Annotated in this window: 15 protein-coding genes; 11 read left to right on the top strand and 4 right to left on the bottom strand. The window is 72.8% G+C overall.

What is annotated here, in order from left to right:
- Window positions 1-40: 40 nt before the first annotated feature.
- Both H9L09_RS07905 and H9L09_RS07900 read left to right on the top strand, forming a co-directional pair.
- Window positions 41-1,858, top strand: coding sequence for an NHL domain-containing thioredoxin family protein (locus tag H9L09_RS07905; protein ID WP_187580093.1), 1,818 nt, complete (start codon window positions 41-43; stop codon window positions 1,856-1,858).
- A gap of 342 nt (window positions 1,859-2,200) precedes the next feature.
- Window positions 2,201-3,664: a DEAD/DEAH box helicase gene (locus H9L09_RS07900; protein ID WP_223164252.1), complete on the top strand. Its 1,464-nt coding sequence runs from the start codon at window positions 2,201-2,203 to the stop codon at window positions 3,662-3,664.
- Between the two features lie 135 nt (window positions 3,665-3,799).
- Here H9L09_RS07900 and H9L09_RS07895 read toward each other — a convergent pair whose 3' ends face one another.
- The 3 genes from H9L09_RS07895 to H9L09_RS07885 all read right to left on the bottom strand — a co-directional run bounded on the left by H9L09_RS07895 (window position 3,800) and on the right by H9L09_RS07885 (window position 6,790).
- Window positions 3,800-4,012, bottom strand: coding sequence for a DUF6458 family protein (locus H9L09_RS07895; RefSeq protein ID WP_187580092.1), 213 nt, complete (start codon window positions 4,010-4,012; stop codon window positions 3,800-3,802).
- Window positions 4,013-4,225: 213 nt separating this feature from the next.
- The gene (locus H9L09_RS07890; protein ID WP_187580091.1) at window positions 4,226-6,100 is read right to left on the bottom strand and encodes an acyl-CoA dehydrogenase; all 1,875 of its coding nucleotides are present in this window, start codon (window positions 6,098-6,100) and stop codon (window positions 4,226-4,228) included.
- 495 nt (window positions 6,101-6,595) lie between these two features.
- Window positions 6,596-6,790: a DUF2795 domain-containing protein gene (locus tag H9L09_RS07885; protein ID WP_187580090.1), complete on the bottom strand. Its 195-nt coding sequence runs from the start codon at window positions 6,788-6,790 to the stop codon at window positions 6,596-6,598.
- A 172-nt stretch (window positions 6,791-6,962) separates the two neighbouring features.
- On the opposite strand from H9L09_RS07885, the gene H9L09_RS07880 reads away from it, so the two are divergent.
- The 9 genes from H9L09_RS07880 (at window position 6,963) to H9L09_RS07840 (ending at window position 16,825) form a co-directional block, all read left to right on the top strand.
- Window positions 6,963-8,378 carry an alpha,alpha-trehalose-phosphate synthase (UDP-forming) gene (locus H9L09_RS07880; RefSeq protein ID WP_187580089.1) on the top strand — a complete coding sequence of 472 codons (1,416 nt, stop codon included), beginning with the start codon at window positions 6,963-6,965 and terminating at the stop codon, window positions 8,376-8,378.
- Window positions 8,379-8,461: 83 nt separating this feature from the next.
- Window positions 8,462-8,878, top strand: coding sequence for a MerR family transcriptional regulator (locus tag H9L09_RS07875; RefSeq protein ID WP_187580088.1), 417 nt, complete (start codon window positions 8,462-8,464; stop codon window positions 8,876-8,878).
- Window positions 8,875-10,611: a peptide chain release factor 3 gene (locus H9L09_RS07870; RefSeq protein ID WP_187580087.1), complete on the top strand. Its 1,737-nt coding sequence runs from the start codon at window positions 8,875-8,877 to the stop codon at window positions 10,609-10,611. Before H9L09_RS07875 ends, H9L09_RS07870 begins: the two co-directional genes overlap by 4 nt.
- A gap of 76 nt (window positions 10,612-10,687) precedes the next feature.
- The gene (locus tag H9L09_RS07865) at window positions 10,688-12,232 is read left to right on the top strand and encodes a SulP family inorganic anion transporter (protein ID WP_187580086.1); all 1,545 of its coding nucleotides are present in this window, start codon (window positions 10,688-10,690) and stop codon (window positions 12,230-12,232) included.
- A gap of 138 nt (window positions 12,233-12,370) precedes the next feature.
- Window positions 12,371-14,095 carry a rhodanese-like domain-containing protein gene (locus tag H9L09_RS07860; RefSeq protein WP_246456350.1) on the top strand — a complete coding sequence of 575 codons (1,725 nt, stop codon included), beginning with the start codon at window positions 12,371-12,373 and terminating at the stop codon, window positions 14,093-14,095.
- Window positions 14,096-14,168: 73 nt separating this feature from the next.
- Window positions 14,169-15,002, top strand: coding sequence for a sulfite exporter TauE/SafE family protein (locus tag H9L09_RS07855; RefSeq protein ID WP_187580085.1), 834 nt, complete (start codon window positions 14,169-14,171; stop codon window positions 15,000-15,002).
- Window positions 15,003-15,042: 40 nt separating this feature from the next.
- Window positions 15,043-15,210, top strand: coding sequence for a hypothetical protein (locus H9L09_RS07850; RefSeq protein ID WP_187580084.1), 168 nt, complete (start codon window positions 15,043-15,045; stop codon window positions 15,208-15,210).
- A 185-nt stretch (window positions 15,211-15,395) separates the two neighbouring features.
- Complete coding sequence (locus H9L09_RS07845) at window positions 15,396-16,298, top strand: sulfite exporter TauE/SafE family protein (RefSeq protein WP_187580083.1); 903 nt, start codon at window positions 15,396-15,398, stop codon at window positions 16,296-16,298.
- Between the two features lie 68 nt (window positions 16,299-16,366).
- Window positions 16,367-16,825: an RrF2 family transcriptional regulator gene (locus H9L09_RS07840; RefSeq protein ID WP_187580082.1), complete on the top strand. Its 459-nt coding sequence runs from the start codon at window positions 16,367-16,369 to the stop codon at window positions 16,823-16,825.
- Window positions 16,826-16,977: 152 nt separating this feature from the next.
- Here H9L09_RS07840 and H9L09_RS07835 read toward each other — a convergent pair whose 3' ends face one another.
- On the bottom strand, window positions 16,978-18,681 hold the full coding sequence (locus H9L09_RS07835) for a long-chain-fatty-acid--CoA ligase (RefSeq protein ID WP_187580081.1): 1,704 nt from the start codon (window positions 18,679-18,681) through the stop codon (window positions 16,978-16,980).
- Window position 18,682: the final 1 nt, after the last annotated feature.

Raw genomic sequence — 18,682 nt, 5'->3', positions numbered from 1 at the left:
GGCCGCGGTGCGCGCCTGCGGGCCCTGGGAGAATGGCGGCATGTCCTCCGGTCGCACCGCCCGTGTCCGCGCGCCCGAGCTCCGGGGGCGTGGCTGGCTGAACACCGCCGCGCCGCTGACGCTCGAGGAGCTGCGCGGCCGCTTCACCCTGCTGGACTTCTGGACCTTCTGCTGCGTGAACTGCCTGCACGTCCTGGACGAGATGCGCGAGCTGGAGGAGAGGTACGCCGGCGAGCTGGTGGTCGTCGGGGTGCACTCCCCGAAGTTCGTGCACGAGGCCGACCCGGACGCGCTGCGCGCCGCGGTCGAGCGCTACGACGTGCACCACCCGGTGCTCGACGACCCGGAGCTGGAGACCTGGCAGGCCTACACCGCCCGGGCCTGGCCGACGCTGGTGCTGATCGACCCGGAGGGGTACGTCGTCGCGCAGTACGCCGGCGAGGGACATGCCCACGCCATCGACGCGCTGCTCGTCGAGCTGCGCGCGGAGCACCTCGCCAAGGGCACGTTGCAGCCCGGCGACTCGCCCTACGTGGCGCCGCCGGTGGTCGAGGGCGACCTGCGGTTCCCGGCGAAGGCGGTCCGGCTGCCCGGCGGCACGATCCTGGTCGCCGACGCCGGTCACCACTCGCTGGTCGAGCTCGCGGCGGACGGCGAGAGCGTCGTACGCCGGATCGGCTCCGGCGACAAGGGCTCCGCCGACGGTGCTGCCGCGCACGCGAGCTTCAACGAGCCGAACGGCCTGTGCCTGCTGCCCGATGAGGTCGAGGCCGCGGCCGGCTACGACGTCGTCGTCGCGGACACCGTGAACCACCTGTTGCGCGGCGTCTGCCTCGACACCGGGGAGGTCCGCACGCTCGCCGGCACCGGACACCAGTGGATGCAGGGCGACGGGCCCGGCAACGAGGGCAGCCTGTCGAGCCCGTGGGACGTCGTCTGGTGGCAGGACCGGGTCTGGGTCTCGATGGCCGGCATCCACCAGCTGTGGAGCTTCGACCCGCTCACCGGCGGGGTGGCGGTCGCCGCCGGCACCACCCACGAGGGCCTCGTCGACGGGCCGGCGGCGCAGGCGTGGTTCGCGCAGACCTCCGGGCTGGCCGTCGACGCCGCCGGTTCGCCCGGCGGGCGGCTCTGGATCGCCGACAGCGAGACCTCCTCGCTCCGCTTCGTCGAGGACGGCGAGGTGCACACCGCCGTGGGCCGCGGCCTGTTCGACTTCGGGTTCGTCGACGGTCCCGCCGACCAGGCGCTGCTCCAGCACCCGCTCGGGGTCGCGGTGCTGCCGGACGGCTCGGTTGCGGTCGCGGACACCTACAACGGGGCGGTGCGCCGCTGGGACCCGGCCGCGGGCACGCTGAGCACGCTGGCCCGCGGGCTCGCCGAGCCGAGCGGCCTGCTGCTCGACGGCGACACCCTGCTGGTCGTGGAGTCCGCCGCGCACCGGCTCACCCGGGTGCCGCTGGGCGCCGGCCTCCTCGTCGACGGGTTCGCGCACACCACCCGGCGGCCGGTCACCGAGGTGGCGCCCGGCGAGCTGGAGCTCGTGGTCTCCTTCGAGCCGCCGCCGGGGCAGAAGGTCGATGACCGGTTCGGTCCCTCCGCGCAGCTGGTGGTCGGGGCCACCCCGCCGGCGCTGCTCAAGGCCGGCGAGGGTCGCGGGACTGACCTGAGCCGCACGTTGGTGCTCGACCCGCAGGTCGGCGACGGCGTGCTGCACGTCGCCGCCCGGGCGGCCTCGTGCGACAGCGACGGCGGCGAGGGCGCGGCCTGCCACATGCACCAGCAGGACTGGGGGGTGCCGGTCCGGATCGTCGAGGGCGCGGCCACTCGGCTGGTGCTGCCGCTCTCCGGGCGGTAGGCCGGTTCCGGTTCCGGTTCCGGTTCCGCCCCGGCCGGTCGGCCCGCCCGTCCGGCGGCGGCGCACGTGTCGCAGGTCTCCTGCAGCAGGCCTCCAGCCGGTCGGAGCGACCCCGGACCGCTGCTAGACTGGGGAACAGCCAAGGCCGAGGCGCGCCCCGCGAGGGTGCACGCTTCCCGGCCTTTCTTGTCGCCCGGTGTGGTGTGCGGATCCGTCGTGATGGACCGCGCGAGACCAGTGATCGGGTGTTGCGAGGAAAACACCTGCGTCCTGCTGGCTCACCCCGTCCACACCGTGGATCGGGCCAGGTCGCGCCTGACCACCCCGATGGAGCAATGCCCCGTGTCGTCTTCTGACGCCGTACTGATCGCCCCCGACTCCCCCGAGACCGCTCCCGCCGCGGTCGAGACCGTGCTCAGCGGTCCCAGCTTCGCCGAGCTCGGCATGCACCCCGCGGTCGTCACCGCGCTCGCCAAGGGCGGGATCACCCACCCGACGCCGGTCCAGGCCGCGGTCGTCCCCGACGCCCTCGCCGGCCACGACGTGCTCGGCCGCGCGCAGACCGGCTCGGGCAAGACCCTGGCCTTCGGCCTGCCGATCCTGGCCCGCCTGGCCGGGCAGAAGAGCCGCCCCAAGCAGCCGCGTGCGCTGGTCGTCGTGCCGACCCGCGAGCTGGCCACCCAGGTGCGTCGCTCGCTCGAGCCGCTGGCGTTCGCCGCCGGGCTCCGGCTCACCACCGTGTACGGCGGCTCGCCGTACGACCGGCAGATCAAGCAGCTGCGGGCCGGCGTCGACATCGTCGTGGCCACCCCCGGTCGGCTGCAGGACCTGATCGACAAGGGCCACTGCCGCACCGACGACATCGCGATCACCGTCCTCGACGAGGCCGACCACCTGTGCGACCTCGGCTTCTACCCGGCCGTCGACGCGCTGCTGAACCAGATCCCGGCCGGCGGCCAGCGGATGCTGCTCTCCGCGACGCTGGACGGCGACGTGGACCGGCTGGTGCGCAAGCACCTGCGCGACCCGCGGCTGCACCAGCTCGACCCGGCCGCCGGTGCGGTCACCACGATGGAGCACCACGTGATGGTCGTCGGCGGCTTCCGCGACAAGATCTCCGCGGCCACCGCGCTGGTCGAGGCCAACGAGCGCTCGATCGTCTTCACCCGCACCCGTGAGGGCGCCACCGAGCTGGCCGGCGCGCTGACCGACGCCGGCATCGAGTCCGTCGACCTGCACGGCAACCTCTCGCAGCGGGTCCGCGAGCGGAACCTGCACAAGTTCTCCTCGGGCCGCGCCCGCGTGGTGGTCGCGACCGACGTCGCCGCGCGCGGCATCCACGTCGACAACGTGGGCCTGGTCGTCCACTTCGACGCCCCGAACGACCCCAAGGCGTACCTGCACCGCTCGGGTCGCACCGCCCGCGCCGGCGAGTCCGGCACGGTGGTCACGATCACCACGCCCAAGCAGGTCGACGAGATCATCCGGATGCAGTCCCGCGCCGGTGTCGAGTCGCGCCACCACGACATCCGCTCCACCCCGCGCCCGATGACCGCGGCCACGCTGGCCTCGTCCGGCGAGGTCGCCCCGCGGGCGGGTTCGGGTCGCAGCGCCGGGGCCCGTCGTCCCAGCGGCGCGGGCTACCAGGGCCGGCGCACCGAGCGGCCGGCGTACAGCCGCGGCGGGGCGGCCGGTGGCAGCAGCCGCGGCGCCGGTGCCGCATCGGGTCGTCGCTCCGGCGGCTGGTCCGAGGCCCGCTCGAGCAGCACCCGCTCCGGCGGCGGCCGGTCGAGCTGGTCGGCCTGAGCGCTGCCGCTCCCTGGCAGGGCCTGCTGACCTGACCTGACATGACGAAGGGCCGCCCCACCGTGAGGTGGGGCGGCCCTTTCGTCGTTGCGGGCGCTCGCCCGGTGGCCCGGGAGCGGCCGGCAGGGGCGTGGGTCAGCGGCCGCTCTCGTAGCGGCGCTCCTCGACGTGCGTGCTCCGCGAGCGCTGCTGGTTCATGACCAGCGCGAGGATGATCGCGAGCGCGCCGATGATCACGAAGATCCAGCCGAGCGCGAGGTCGTCGATGAAGCTGATGTCGAAGTTGACGACGCCGAGCACGAGGACGAGACCGACGAGCAGTAGCACGATTCCCAGACCGATACCCATGGTGCACTCCTTCTGTCACGGCCCGGTCGGCCGCTTCCGTTTGGCAAGGGAGGTCGTCCCTCCGTCGGAAGAAGTACCCCGCCCGGAACGCCCCGAATCCTGCGCCGCGTAAAATTTCCGGACTGCGAGGTTCAGAACGGTCCGCGCAAGCCCGAGGGGCCGCCTCGGTCTCGGAGCGGCCCCTCGGGCATACGGCGGTGCGGTCGGCGGGTCCTAGAAGGACTCCTCCGCGAGGTCCATGACCGAGAGGTCGGTGGCCTCGGCGATCGCGCGCTCGGCCGACAGCTTCGGGAGCACGTTGCGCGCGAAGAACTGCGCCGCGGCGACCTTGCCCTCGTAGAACGCCTGGTCGCGGCCGGAGTCGCCGGCCAGCTTCTCCAGCGCCACCTCGGCCCCGCGCAGCAGCAGCCACGCGCAGACCACGTCGCCGAGCGCCATCAGCAGCCGGGAGGTGTTCAGCCCGACCTTGTAGATGTTGCGGACGTCGCCGCCCTCGGCGTTCGGGTCGGCCGACATCAGCTGGTTGATCAGCGTGCCGACCATCGCCTGGGCGTCCTCGAGGCCCTGGGCGAGCAGCCCGCGCTCGACCTTCAGCCGGCCGTTGCCGGCCTCGCTGTCGAGGAACGCGGTGATCTCGCCGGCGAGGAAGCCGAGCGCCGCGGCCTGGTCCTTCACGATCTTGCGGAAGAACAGGTCCTGGCCCTGGATCGCGGTGGTGCCCTCGTAGAGGGTGTCGATCTTGGCGTCGCGGACGTACTGCTCGACCGGGTACTCCTGCAGGAAGCCGGAGCCGCCGTAGGTCTGCAGCGACTCGGTGCCGAGCAGCACCCACGACCGCTCGGAGCCGTAGCCCTTGACGATCGGCAGCAGCAGGTCGTTGACGCGCTCGGCCAGCTCGTCCTTCTCGCCGTTGAACTCCGCGACCTGCACGCGGTCCTGCCAGGAGGCGGTGTACAGCACCAGCGAGCGCATCGCCTCCGCGAACGACTTCTGCGTCATCAGCGAGCGGCGCACGTCGGGGTGGTGGGTGATCGGCACCCGCGGGGCGGTCTTGTCCGAGGCCTGGGTCAGGTCCGGGCCCTGGAGACGCTGCTTGGCGTAGTCGAGGGCGTTCAGGTAGCCGGTGGAGAGCGTCGCGATCGCCTTGGTGCCGACCATCATCCGGGCGTTCTCGATCACCTGGAACATCTGCGCGATGCCGTTGTGGACCTCGCCGAGCAGCCAGCCCTGGGCCGGCTCCCCGCCGCCGACCGCGGAGTCGCCGAAGGTGACCTCGCAGGTGTTGGACACCTTGATGCCCATCTTCTTCTCGACGTTGGTGACGTAGGCGCCGTTGCGCTCACCGGTCAGCTCGCCGGTCTCGTGGTCGAAGTGCCACTTGGGCACGATGAACAGCGACAGGCCCTTGGTGCCCGGGCCGCCGACGCCCTCGATGCCGACCGGGCGGGCGAGGACGAGGTGGACGATGTTCTCGCTCATGTCGTGCTCGGCGGAGGTGATGAAGCGTTTGACGCCCTCGATGTGCCAGGAGCCGTCGTCCTGCAGGGTGGCCTTGGTCCGGCCGGCGCCGACGTCGGAGCCGGCGTCGGGCTCGGTCAGCACCATGGTGGCGCCCCAGCCGCGCTCGACCATGTGCTCGGCGATCCGCTTGTCCCGGTCGTTGCCGTTGCGGTGCACGATCGAGGCGAAGCTCGGCCCGCAGGCGTACATCCAGACCGGGGCGTTGGCGCCCAGCACCAGCTCCCCGAGCGCCCAGTTGAGCGTCGAGGGAGCCGGCTGTCCGCCCAGCTCGGCGGGCAGCGAGAGCCGCCAGTACTCCGCGTCCATCCACGCCTTGTAGCTCTTCTTGAACGACTCCGGCATGTCCGCGGTGCTGGTCTCGACGTCGAACGTCGGCGGGTTGCGGTCGCTGTCCTCGTACGACGCGGCCAGGTCCTCGCGGGCCAGCCGGTCCACCTCGCCCAGGATCGCCTTCGCGGTGTCGGTGTCGACCTCCTCGAACGGGCCCGTGCCCAGCACCTCGTCGCGGCGCAGCACCTCGAACAGGTTGAACTCGATGTCACGCAGGTTGCTCTTGTAGTGGCTCACGGCTCCACCTTCGGGTCTGGGCTGCGAGGTGCGTGCGTGCACCTGGCCGGCTGGGCCGGGCACGTCCCGGGGGAGGACGGCCACGGAATACTCATCAGTAACAACAGTATGCTACCCGCGAGTAGGTCCGATCAAGTCCCTGGCGCAGAAGCCGTCCGAATCCCGGCCCTGGCTGTGCGTGGTTGCGGCGGCGCAGTCGGTTGCGGCACCAGGACCCCGGCCGTGCGGGATTTCGGCCTCGGCGGCCGGCCCGCGCGGGCGGCGACGGCCTCGCGTCCGGGTCGAACCACCCTTCGGACATGCAGTTGCCGCCCCGGGCCGGTGACCTCCCGCCTGAGCCGCCGGTCCTGGCTCCGCAAGTGCATGTCCGAGCGTCGCTGTCCGCCCGGTTGCTGGTCGGCCGGTGAGGTGGCCGCGCGGCGCGCGAGGTCGCCGCGGCGCCAGAACCGCGGCTGTGCTGGGTTTCGGGCGTAGGTGTGCGCCGAGGCGCGCGGGTCAGGCGGGCGGGAGCCGGTCGAGCACCTCGTCGACGCTGCGGTAGTGGTCCTCCGGCAGCGCGCAGAGCCGGTCGATGACGGGCTGCGCGGCCCAGGCGTTCATCGCGGCCCGGATCAGGTCGGTCCGGCTGGCGCCGTACTGCCCGAGCGCCTCCTCCAGGAGGGGGGTCAGGTCGGCGTGGTCGACGGACATGTGGTTTCTCCTCAGCTCCCCCGAGGTAGACGTGTGGTGCCCGAGTCACCCCCGCGACGGGAGGACCAACGGATAACTCTACCGCGACGGAAGGGTAGGCTGACTGCTGGTCTGCACAGGAGGAAACGATGCGAACGACGCGACCGCGACCTCCCAGCACGGGGGTACGACGATGAGCGGAACCCAGCCGCGCTCCGAGGAGCCCGGCCTCGTCGTCCTCTCGAACCGGCTCCCGGTCAGCCGGGTGGGCAACAAGTGGCAGACCTCGGCCGGAGGACTGGTCACCGCGCTCCTGCCGCTGGTGTCGACCCGGCCGACGAGCTGGGTGGGCTGGGACGGGGGGTCGCACAAGCTGCCCGAGAAGCTGCCCGGCACGGACGCCGGGCTGGTCGGCGTCGGGCTGAGCCGGGCCGACGTCAAGGCCTACTACGACGGGTTCTCCAACGCCACGTTGTGGCCGCTGTTCCACGACCTGGTGGGCACCCCCGAGTTCCAGCGGAGCTGGTGGGAGGCCTACCAGCGGGTCAACCGCTCCTTCGCCGAGGCCGCGCTGAAGACCGGTGAGGAGCTGAGCTCGCCGACGTACTGGGTGCAGGACTACCAGCTCATGCTTGTGCCCCAGCTGCTGCGCGCCGGCACCGACGCCCCGGTCCGCTACTTCCTGCACATCCCGTTCCCGGCGCCCGAGCTCTTCGCGCGGCTGCCCTGGCGCGACCAGCTGCTGCGCGGGCTGCTCGGCGCCGACACGGTGAGCTTCCACACCGAGCACTACCGCAGGAACTTCGTCCGGGCCTGTGCCCTGCTGCTCACCGACGTCACGGTCCGGGGCCGCGACATCGTGCTGGAGGACGGTCGGGTGGTGCACACCCAGGCGAACCCGATCTCGATCGACACCACCGACTTCGCCGAGGACGCCCGCTCCGAGGAGGTCACCGGCCGGCTGCAGCGGCTGCGCCGCCAGTTCGCCGGCCGGCGCGTGCTGCTCGGGGTGGACCGGCTCGACTACACCAAGGGCATCCCCGAGCGGCTGCTGGCCTTCGAGCGGCTGCTGGAGGACCGCGAGGACCTGCACGGCCGGGTGTGCCTGGTCCAGATCGCGGTGCCGAGCCGGGGCGACGTGGAGGAGTACCAACGGCTGCGCGACCTCGTCGACCAGCTGGTGGGCCGGATCAACGGACGCTTCACCCGGCCGGGCGAGGACGTGCCGGTGCACTACTTCCACCGCGGCGTCGCCCGCGAGGACCTGCTCGCCTACTACCTGCTCGCCGACCTGATGCTGGTCACCCCGCTCAAGGACGGCATGAACCTGGTCGCCAAGGAGTTCGTCACCGTCCAGCACGCCGCGCTGTCCGCCCGGTCCGCCACCGAGGGGGCCGGCGCGCTGGTGCTCAGCGAGTTCACCGGCGCCGCCGACGAGATGCCCCAGGCGTACCTGTGCAACCCCTTCGACCTCGACGGCGTGAGCGCGGTGATGGCCACGGCGCTGTCCGCGGCACCGGAGGAGCGCCGCCGCCGCCTCGACCTGCTGGCCCGTCGGGTGCGCCGCCACGACATCCACGCCTGGGCGGAGCGGGAGCTCGATCAGTGACCACGACGCGCGTGACCGGCCGGGCGCTCCGGTCGCGTAGCGTGAGCCGCTGCTTCTCAGCACGGGAACGGGATCGAGGCTTCATGGACGTGCCCCACATGCAGATCGGCGAGGTCGCCGAGCGCACGCAGCTGAGCCTGCGCACGATCCGCTACTACGAGGAGGTCGGGCTGGTGCCGCCGTCGGCGCGCACCACCGGCGGCTTCCGGCTCTACACCGAGACCGATGTCGCCCGGCTGATGCTGATCCGTCGCATGAAGCCGCTCGACTTCACCCTCGAGGAGATGCGCGCGGTGCTCGAGGTGCTCGACCGGCTGGAGCTCACCGAGCTCCCCGGCGAGGAGCGCGCCGGGCTGCTGGACCGCCTGGAGATGTTCCGCGAGGACGCCGACGCCCGGGTGACCGGGCTGCGCCGACAGCTCGAGACCGCCGAAGGCTTCGCGGCCGACCTGCGCCGCGAGCTGACCCGACAGAAGAGGATGGCGAGCCGCACCAGGTGACTTCCACGACCGAGACCGGCCCCGACGCACCGACCACGCCCGACGCCGCGGCGCCTGCGGAGGTCCGGGCCCGCCCCGCCGAGGTGACCCGCGAGGCGGCGCGCCGCCGTACCTTCGCGGTGATCAGCCACCCCGACGCCGGCAAGTCCACGCTCACCGAGGCGCTGGCCCTGCACGCCCGGGTGATCTCCGAGGCCGGTGCCGTGCACGGCAAGGCCGGTCGGCGCTCCACGGTGTCGGACTGGATGGAGATGGAGCGGGCGCGCGGGATCTCGATCACCTCCGCGGCGCTCCAGTTCGAGTACGACGCGCACGTGGTCAACCTGGTCGACACCCCCGGCCACGCCGACTTCTCCGAGGACACCTACCGGGTGCTCTCCGCGGTCGACGCCGCGGTGATGCTGGTCGACGCGGCCAAGGGCCTGGAGCCGCAGACGCTCAAGCTGTTCAGGGTCTGCAAGCACCGGGGCCTCCCGGTGATCACCGTGATCAACAAGTGGGACCGTCCCGGCCTCGACGCGCTCGAGCTGATGGACCAGATCCAGGAGCAGATCGGACTGCGGCCCACGCCGCTGACCTGGCCGGTCGGCATCGCCGGGGACTTCCGCGGCGTGCTCGACCGCTCCACCGGCGACCTGGTCGCCTACACCCGCACCGCGGGCGGCGCCACTCGCGCGCCCGAGGAGCACCTGCCCGCGGCCGCGGCCGCGCAGCGCGAGGGGACCGCGTGGGACGACGCCGTGGAGGAGCACGAGCTGCTCAGCGCGGACGGCGCCGACCACGACCAGGACGCGTTCCTGGCCGGAGTGACCACGCCGGTGATCTTCGCCTCGGCGATCCTGAACTTCGGCGTCGCCACCTTGCTGAACACCCTGATCGAGCTCTCCCCGCCGCCGCTGCCGTTCACCGTCGTCGATCCGGACGCGGGCAGCGCCCCGCGCGGGGCCGGTACGCCGACCGACGCGGCGGTCGCCGCTGCGGACGCGGCCACCGCCCCGGCGCGGACCCGGCCGGTCGAGGCGCCGTTCAGCGCGTTCGTGTTCAAGGTCCAGGCCGGCATGGACACCGCCCACCGCGACCGGCTCGCCTTCGCCCGGGTCTGCTCGGGCGTCTTCCACCGCGGCATGGTGGTCACGCACGCGCAGACCGGCCGGCCGTTCGCCACGAAGTACGCCCAGGCCATGTTCGGCCGGGAGCGGGCGGTGCTCGACCTGGCCTATCCGGGCGACATCATCGGCCTGGTCAACGCCAACGCGCTGACCGTCGGCGACACGATCTACCTCGACGAGCCGGTGACGTTCCCGCCGATCGCCAGCTTCGCCCCGGAGCACTTCGCGGTGGTCCGCGCGGTCGACAGCGGCCGCTACAAGCAGTTCCGGCGCGGCATCGAGCAGCTGGACAGCGAGGGCGTCGTGCAGGTGCTCCGCTCCGACCTGCGCGGGGTCCAGGCGCCGGTGCTCGCGGCCGTCGGGCCGATGCAGTTCGAGGTCGCCACGTCCCGGATGCAGGGCGAGTTCAACGCCGCCGTACGCCTGGAGGAGCTGTCCTACACCCAGGCCCGGCGCACCGACGCCGCCTCGGCCGCGGAGCTGGACCGGCTGCGCGGGGTGGAGGTGCTGCAGCGCAGCGACGGCAGCCTGCTGGCGCTCGCGCTGGACAAGTGGCGGGTGCACTCGGTGCACCGCGACCACCCGCACCTCACCCTCGAGTCGCTGGTCGCCGGGGAGGGCTGAGCCGCGTCCCCGATCGCCGCCCGACGGCCCTCGTGGATTGGTACTCTCACGTAACGTCAGGGTAGCGTGAGGTCACGTGCCCCAGGAGATCTCCGCCCCCTCGCCCACGCCCGAATCCCCCGTCACGGTCGCCCGTGCGCCGGCCGAGGACCTGAGTGTCCGCGCCGCCCTGCGGTCCCCGGCACGGCTCCGCACCGAGGTGCTCGGCGGCCTGGTCGTCGCGCTGGCCCTGATTCCCGAGGCGATCTCGTTCAGCATCATCGCCGGCGTGGACCCCCGGGTGGGCCTGTTCGCCTCGTTCACGATGGCCGTCTCGATCTCGTTCCTCGGTGGCCGGCCGGCGATGATCTCGGCCGCCACCGGGGCCGTCGCCCTGGTGATCGCGCCGGTGGCCCGGGAGCACGGCTTCGACTACTTCGTCGCGACGGTGATCCTGGCCGGGCTCTTCCAGGTCGTCCTCGGGCTGCTCGGCGTGGCCCGGCTGATGCGGTTCATCCCGCGCTCGGTGATGATCGGATTCGTCAACGCGCTGGCGATCCTGATCTTCCTTGCCCAGCTGCCGCACCTGGTGGACGTGCCGAAGGCGGTCTACCTGATGGTGGCGGTCGGGATCGCGCTGATGGTCGCGCTGCCCAAGGTGACCACGCTCGTCCCGGCCCCGCTGGTCGCGATCGTGCTGCTCACCGTGGCCACACTGTGGCTGGGCCTGTCCCTCCCGGACGTCGGCGACGAGGGCGAGCTGCCCCGAAGCCTGCCGACGCTGTTCCTCCCCGACGTCCCCCTCTCGGTCGAGACGCTGCGGATCATCGCGCCGTACTCCCTCGGGATGGCGCTGGTCGGGCTGCTGGAGTCACTGCTCACCGCCAAGCTCGTCGACGACCTCACCGACACCCGCTCGGCCAAGACCCGCGAGGCGTGGGGCCAGGGCGTCTCCAACGTGATCACCGGCCTCTTCGGCGGGATGGGCGGCTGCGCCATGATCGGCCAGACCATGATCAACGTGAAGGCCTCGGGCGCCCGGACCCGGATCTCCACGTTTCTGGCCGGCGTGTTCCTGCTGGTCCTGGTGGTCGGCTTCGGGGACGTCGTCGCGCTGATCCCCATGGCCGCGCTGGTCGCGGTGATGGTGATGGTCGCGGTAGGCACGTTCGACTGGCACAGCGTGCACCCCGCCACGCTGCGGCGGATGCCGCGCGCCGAGACCCTGGTGATGCTGACCACCGTCGTGGTGGTGGTCGCCACCCACAACCTGGCGATCGGCGTGGCCGTCGGGGTGCTCACCGCGATGGTGCTGTTCGCCCGCCGGGTCGCGCACCTCACCGACGTCAAGGACGTCGCCGTGGTCGACGAGGACACCCACGTCTACGCGGTCACCGGTGAGCTCTTCTTCGCCACCAGCAACGACCTCTACTCGCAGTTCGACTACGTGGGCGCCCCCCGCAACGTGGTGATCGACCTCTCCGGGGCACACATCTGGGACGCCTCCACGGTCGCCGCGCTGGACTCGATCACCCGCAAGTTCGAGGCCAAGGGCAAGACCGTCTCGATCGTCGGGCTCAACGACGCGAGCGCCGCGATGCACGGCCGGCTCAGCGGCCACCTGGGTGCCGGGCACGGCTGAGCCGCACGTCCGATCAGGCCTCGCCTGCCCGCGCCTGACACCCGGCGGGGAATACCCCGCTGGGTGTTACGGTTGGCATACGACATACCCCCCTGGGTATCCATGTCCGATCGAGCACGCAGCAGAAGAGGACGCCGAATGTCGCAGGCCACCCCCACCATCCCGACGGTCGACGTCGCCACGCTGGAGTCCGCGCTCAGCCGCGGAGCCACCGTGGTCGACGTGCGCGAGCCCGGCGAGTACGTCGTCGGCCACGTCCCCGGCGCGCTGCTGATCCCGATGGGGCAGCTGGCCTCGCGCACCGCGGAGCTGGACCGGGACGCCGAGGTGCACCTCATCTGCGCCACCGGCAACCGCAGCGCCGCGATGACCGACCTGCTGCGGGCGCAGGGCTTCTCCGCCTACAACGTCGCCGGCGGCACCCGCGCCTGGGAGCTCTCCGGGCGTCCACTGGTGGCCGGACGGACCCCCCACCCGGTCGGCCAGGGGGCGCACCGGCCGCAGATCCTGACCGTGGAGACCCCGACGCTGGGCGACCGCAGCTATCTGGTGCACGACGGTCAGGTCGCGTTCGTCGTCGACCCCCAGCGCGACATCGACCGGGTTTTCGAGCTCCTCGAGCGGCACTCGCTGCGGCTGACCCACGTCTTCGAGACCCACCTGCACAACGACTACGTCACCGGCGGGCTCGCCCTCGCGGAGCGCACCGGCGCGGCGTACCTCGTCAACGCCGACGACGCGGTGGCCTTCGAGCGGACCCCGGTCCGCGACGGCGACGTGGTCGCGGTCGGCGCTCGGATGCGGGTCCAGGCCCTCGCCACCCCCGGTCACACCTTCACGCACCTGTCGTTCGTGCTGCGCGACGGCGAGCCCGGCGAGCAGCTCGCGGTCTTCTCCGGGGGCTCCCTGCTGTACGGCGCCACCGGCCGCCCGGACCTGCTGGGCCCCGAGCACACCCACCAGCTGGTCCGGCTGCAGCACGCCTCCGCGCACCGGCTCGCCGCCGAGCTGCCCGACGACGCCGGGGTCTTCCCCACCCACGGGTTCGGCTCGTTCTGCTCCGCGACCCAGTCCGAGGCGACCGAGTCGACCATCGGCCAGGAGCGCCGCAGCAACCCGGTGCTCACCCAGGACGAGGAGACCTACGTCCGCGAGCTGCTCGACGGGCTCGGCGCCTTCCCCGCCTACTACGCGCACATGGGGCCCGCAAACGCCGCCGGCCCCTCTGCGCCGGACCTGTCGCCTCCCGGCCAGGCCGACCCGGCCGAGCTGCGGCGCCGCATCGAGGCGGGCGAGTGGGTCGTCGACCTCCGCAACCGCACCGTGTTCGCGGCCGGGCACGTGCCGGGCACCCTGAACTTCGGGCTCGACGGCGCGTTCGCGACGTACGTCGGCTGGCTGATCGACTGGGGCACGCCGCTGACGCTGCTCGGGGAGACCGCCGAGGACGTCGCCACCGCGCAGCGCGAGCTGGTCCGGATCGGCATCGACCGGCCGGCCGCGGCCGCCACAGGGGGACCGGAGCAGTGGACCGACGCGCCGCTGACCGGCTTCCCGACCGCGACGTTCGCCGACCTGGCGCAGGTCCGGCACCACCGGCCGGTGACGATCCTCGACGTGCGGCGTGCCGACGAGTACGCCGCCGCGCGCATCGACGGCGCGGTGAACATCCCGATCCACGAGCTCACCCGTCGCCTCGACGAGGTCCCGGCCGGAGAGCTCTGGATCCACTGCGCCGGCGGCTACCGCGCCTCGGTGGCCGCCTCGGTCCTCGACGCCGCCGGGCACCGGCTGGTCGCCGTCGACGACAGCTTCGACAACGCCCGGCTGGTCAACCTGCACCTGATCGGCCCCGAGGCGTGACCCGCGGGACCGGGATGGCCGGCGGGACCCAGGTGGCCGGGGCCGCCGTACCGGCAGGGGCCGGGCGGCTCCGATGACCGTCCTCCTGGCGATCGTCGCCGGCGCCCTGATCGGGTTGAGCCTCGGCGCCCTGGGCGGCGGCGGCTCGATCCTCGCGGTGCCGGTGCTCGTCTACGGGCTCGGCCAGACCGCGGCGCAGGCGACCACCGGGTCCCTCGTGGTGGTCGGCGCCACCGCGCTGATCGGCGCGGTGACCGCGCGGCGCGCCGGCAACGCGCTGCTGGGACGCGGGCTGGCCTTCGGTGCGGTCGCGACCGGCGGGGCGGTGGTCGGCGCGCGCGCCTCGGCGTCGGTGCCGGACGCCGTGCTGCTCGCCAGCTTCGCGGCGTTGCTGGTCGTGGTGGCCTCGCTCATGGTGGTCCGCGAGGTGCGCGGCCGCCGGGCGGGCGCCTCGACCGCCCGCCCGCTGCGGGTCGCTGTCGACGACCCGATCCTCACCTTCAGCCCGACCTTCGCCTGCCAGTGCCCGCGGGCGCTGAAGGTGCTGGTCACCGCAACCGTCGTGGGCCTGCTGACCGGGTTCCTCGGGGTGGGCGGCGGCTTCCTGGTCGTGCCGGCCCTGGTGCTGGCGCTGGGGCTGCCGATGCGCCAGGCCGCCGGCACCTCGCTGGTGGTCATCGCAGTCACCTCGGCGGTGGCGTTCACGGTGCGGGTCGGCGCCGGCGTCGCCCCCGACTGGACCCTGGTGCTGCTGCTGACCGGCGCGGCGGTGCTGTTCGGCCATGCCGGTGCGAGGCTGGCGACTCGGGTGTCCACCGCGCACCTGCAGGCGGCGTTCACCACCCTGCTGGTGCTGGTCGCCGGCTACAGCGCCTGGCAGTCGGTGCCGGCCCTGATGGCCATCTGAGACCGAAGTCCCCCGCAGCACCCACGAGAAGGAGAACCACATGTGCAGAGCAGTCAGCTGTCGCAAATGCGGCAAGACCACCTGGGCCGGTTGCGGCCAGCACGTCAGCCAGGTGATGGCCGGCGTTCCCTCGGCGGACCGGTGCGCCGGCCACTCCGGCGAGGAGGCCGGCTCCGGCGGCCTGTTCAGCCGGATCTTCCGCCGCTGACGACCGGGCGGCCGACCCGGTCGCCGTACCCCGTCGTGAGTCGGGCGTCCCGTGCTGGGGCGCCCGACTCGCCGTAAGTCGATGAAGATTGTTGACTTACTGTCTGCCTTCCTCTTATTCTACTGAACCGATAGACATACAGTAGACAAGTCGCCCGTCGAGGCGACAGGAAAGAGGGGGACGCGATGCGCAGCCTCATCGTGCTCGGTCTGGTCGGGCTGGCAGCCCAGCTCGTCGACGGGTCGCTCGGGATGGCGTACGGCGTCACGTCCTCGACGCTCCTGATCGCCACCGGCATCGCGCCGGCCGCTGCGTCGGCGGCGGTGCACTTCTCCGAGATCGGCACCACGCTGGTCTCCGGGATCAGCCACCACAAGCTCGGCAACGTCGACTGGCGGACCGTCAGCATCATCGCGGTGCCGGGTGGCATCGGGGCGTTCGCCGGCGCCACCTTCCTCTCCAGCCTCGACGGCGACACCGCGAAGCCCTGGGTGGCCGCGCTGCTGCTCAGCCTGGGCGTCTACGTGATCTACCGGTTCCTGGTGCTCGGCGGCCGCCGGCCGCAGTTCAAGGGCAAGCTCTCGGCCGGCTTCCTGGCCCCGCTCGGCGTGGTCGCCGGCCTGATGGACGCGATCGGCGGCGGCGGCTGGGGCCCGGTCGGCACCACCTCGCTGCTCTCCTCAGGCCGGCTGGAGCCGCGCAAGGTGGTCGGCTCGATCGACACCTCCGAGTTCGTGGTCGCGATCGGCGGCTCGTTGGGGTTCCTGCTCGCGCTGGGCAGCCAGGACATCCCCTGGTCGATGGCGGTCGCCCTGCTCGTCGGCGGCGTCATCGCGGCCCCGCTGGCGGCCTGGCTGGTCCGGCACCTGGCGGCCCGGGTCCTCGGCGTGGCCGCCGGTGGGCTGATCGTGCTGACCAACCTGAAGACGATCCTGGAGGCGCTCGGCGCCACTGGCACGACGGTCGCCATCGCCGCGGCGACGTTGTTCGTGGTCTGGGTGGCGCTCGTGACCTGGGCCGTCCAGCAGGAGCGGCTGGCCCGGCGGCTCGCCGCGGAGCACGCCGAGGTCGAGCCGGCGCTGGTCTGAGCGTCGCGGGCGCGCGGGTCACCCGACGGTGCGCCCGCGGCCGGTCCGGCGTCTGAGAGACTGCCCGCATGCGTGTCTCCGCCAAGTCCGACTACGCGCTGCGCGCGCTCATCGAGCTGGCCGGTCGCGACGACGGGGGCGCCGTCAGCGCCGAGGAGATCGGCAAGCAGCAGGACATCCCGCACGGGTTCCTGCAGGCGATCCTCGCGGACCTGCGCCGCTCCGGGATCGTGGTCAGCCAGCGCGGCCAGTCCGGCGGGTGGCGGCTGGCCCGCGACGCGGAGGCGGTCACCGTGGCCGACGTGATCCGCGCCGTCGACGGGCCGCTGGTCAGTGTCTACGGGCTGCGGCCGGAGGCGGTCACCTACAACGAGTCCGCCGAGGTCCTCCAGCACGTGTGGATCGCGGCGCGCAGCAGCCTGCGCGACGTCTTCGAGCAGGTGACCATCCGCTCGCTGGCGGACCGCAAGCTGCCGAAGGCGGTCACCAGCCGCACCAAGTCCGAGGACGCCTGGCAGCCGCACTGACCCGTACGCGGCCGGCACCGTGTCGGCTGCGGCACCGGTGCGCGTGGCCGCGGCGCTGCAGATGCGCCGACTCGGCAGGGTTCGGCGCTGCAGATGCGCCGACTCGGCAGGGTCCAGCGCTGCAGATGCGCCGACTCGGCGGGTCAGGCGGGTCAGGCGGTGCCGGTGGCCTGCTGCTGTTGCAGCTGGTCGCGCACCTGCCGGCGCAGCACCTTGCCGATGACCGAGCGCGGCAGCTCCTCGACGACGACGATCCGCCGCGGCACCTTGTAGGCCGCCAGCCGCTCCTTGCACGCGGCCCGCACCGCGGCCTCGTCGAAGTCGGCGCCCGGCTCGAGCACCACTGCGGCCTCGACGTCCTCGCCGCCCTGGTCGGAGGGCAGCCCGACCACCGCGGCGTCGGCGATCCCCGGCACCCGCCGCAGCGCCTCCTCGACCTCGGTCGGGTAGACGTTGAACCCGCCGGTGATGATCAGCTCCTTGATCCGGTCGACCACGGTGAAGAAGCCGTCCTCGTCCATCACCACCACGTCGCCGGTGCGGATCCAGCCACCCGGCAGCACCACGTCCGCGGTCTCCGCGGGCCGCTCCCAGTAGCCGGCGAACACCTGCGGGCCGCGGATCAGCAGCTCGCCGCGCTCGCCGGGCGCCACCGCCCGGCTGTGGTCGTCGCGGTCCACGACCAACACCTCGGTGGAGGGGAACGGCACCCCGACGGTGCCGATCCGGCGGTTCTCCGAGACCGGGTTGCCGAGTGCGACCGGTGAGGACTCGGTCATCCCGTAGCCCTCGACGAGCAGGCCGCCGCTGACCGACTCCCACAGCTGCGCGGTGCTCGCCGGCAGCGACATCGCCCCGGAGATCGCGAAGCGGACCGAGGTGAGGTCGACGCCGCGCTTCCGGGCCGCGGTGGCGAGCCGCTCGTAGATGGGCGGCACCGCCGGCAGGAACGTGGGCGCGCGCCGGCGTACGGCGTCCAGCACCATGTCCACGTCGAAGCGCGGGAACAGCACCAGGGTGGCGCCGGTGCTGAGCGCGAACGTCAGGCACAGGGTCAGTCCGTAGGCGTGGAACAGGGGCAGCACGGCATAGATGACCTCCTCGCCGTCGCGGAAGCCGGGCAGCCAGGCCCGGCCCTGCGCGGCGTTGGCCCGCAGGTTGCGGTGCGTGAGGATCGCCGCCTTGGGCCGGCCGGTGGTGCCGCCGGTGTACTGCAGCACCGCGACGTCCTCCGCGACGGGCTTGGGGTGGTCCGCCGGCAGCGGTGCGCTTTGCGCGACCAGCCGGTCCCACGACTCGATGCCGGGGGCCGGCGCGGTCATGGCGGCCCGGACCTTGCGGACGCGGGGCAGCGGCAGCCGCAACGCCCAGCGCTGCGCGCGGGGCAGCGCGCTCGGCAGCCCGACGGCGAGCACCGTCGCCTCGGTCCGACCCGCCACCTGCCGGGCGAGCGGCGCCACCTTGTCCCAGGCGACGATCACGTCGGGGCGGTGGTCGGCCAGCTGGTAGCGGAGCTCGTCGGCGGTGTAGAGCGGGTTGTGCTCCACCACGATCGCCCCGAGCCGCAGCGCGGCGTAGAACGCCACCACGTGCTGGGGGCAGTTGGGCAGGATCAGCGCGACCCGGTCACCCCGTTGGACGCCGAGCTGCCGCAGCGCCCCGGCGGCCCGGGCCACCTGCTCGCCGAGCTCCTCGTACGTCGTCGTGGCGCCGAAGAAGTCCAACGCGGGACGCGGGCCGAACCGCTGCACGGCCTCGTCGAGGAGGTCCACCAGCGACCCCGCGGGCACCTCTATGTCGAGCGGTACGCCGGGGGCGTAGCTCGCTGCCCACGGCCGGTCGGTCGGATCAGGCATG

The organism is Nocardioides mesophilus (genome assembly GCF_014395785.1).
Taxonomy (GTDB): Bacteria; Actinomycetota; Actinomycetes; order Propionibacteriales; family Nocardioidaceae; genus Nocardioides_B; species Nocardioides_B mesophilus.
Note: the sequence above shows the minus strand (reverse complement) of the source record. Positions and strands in the feature narration are given on the sequence as shown.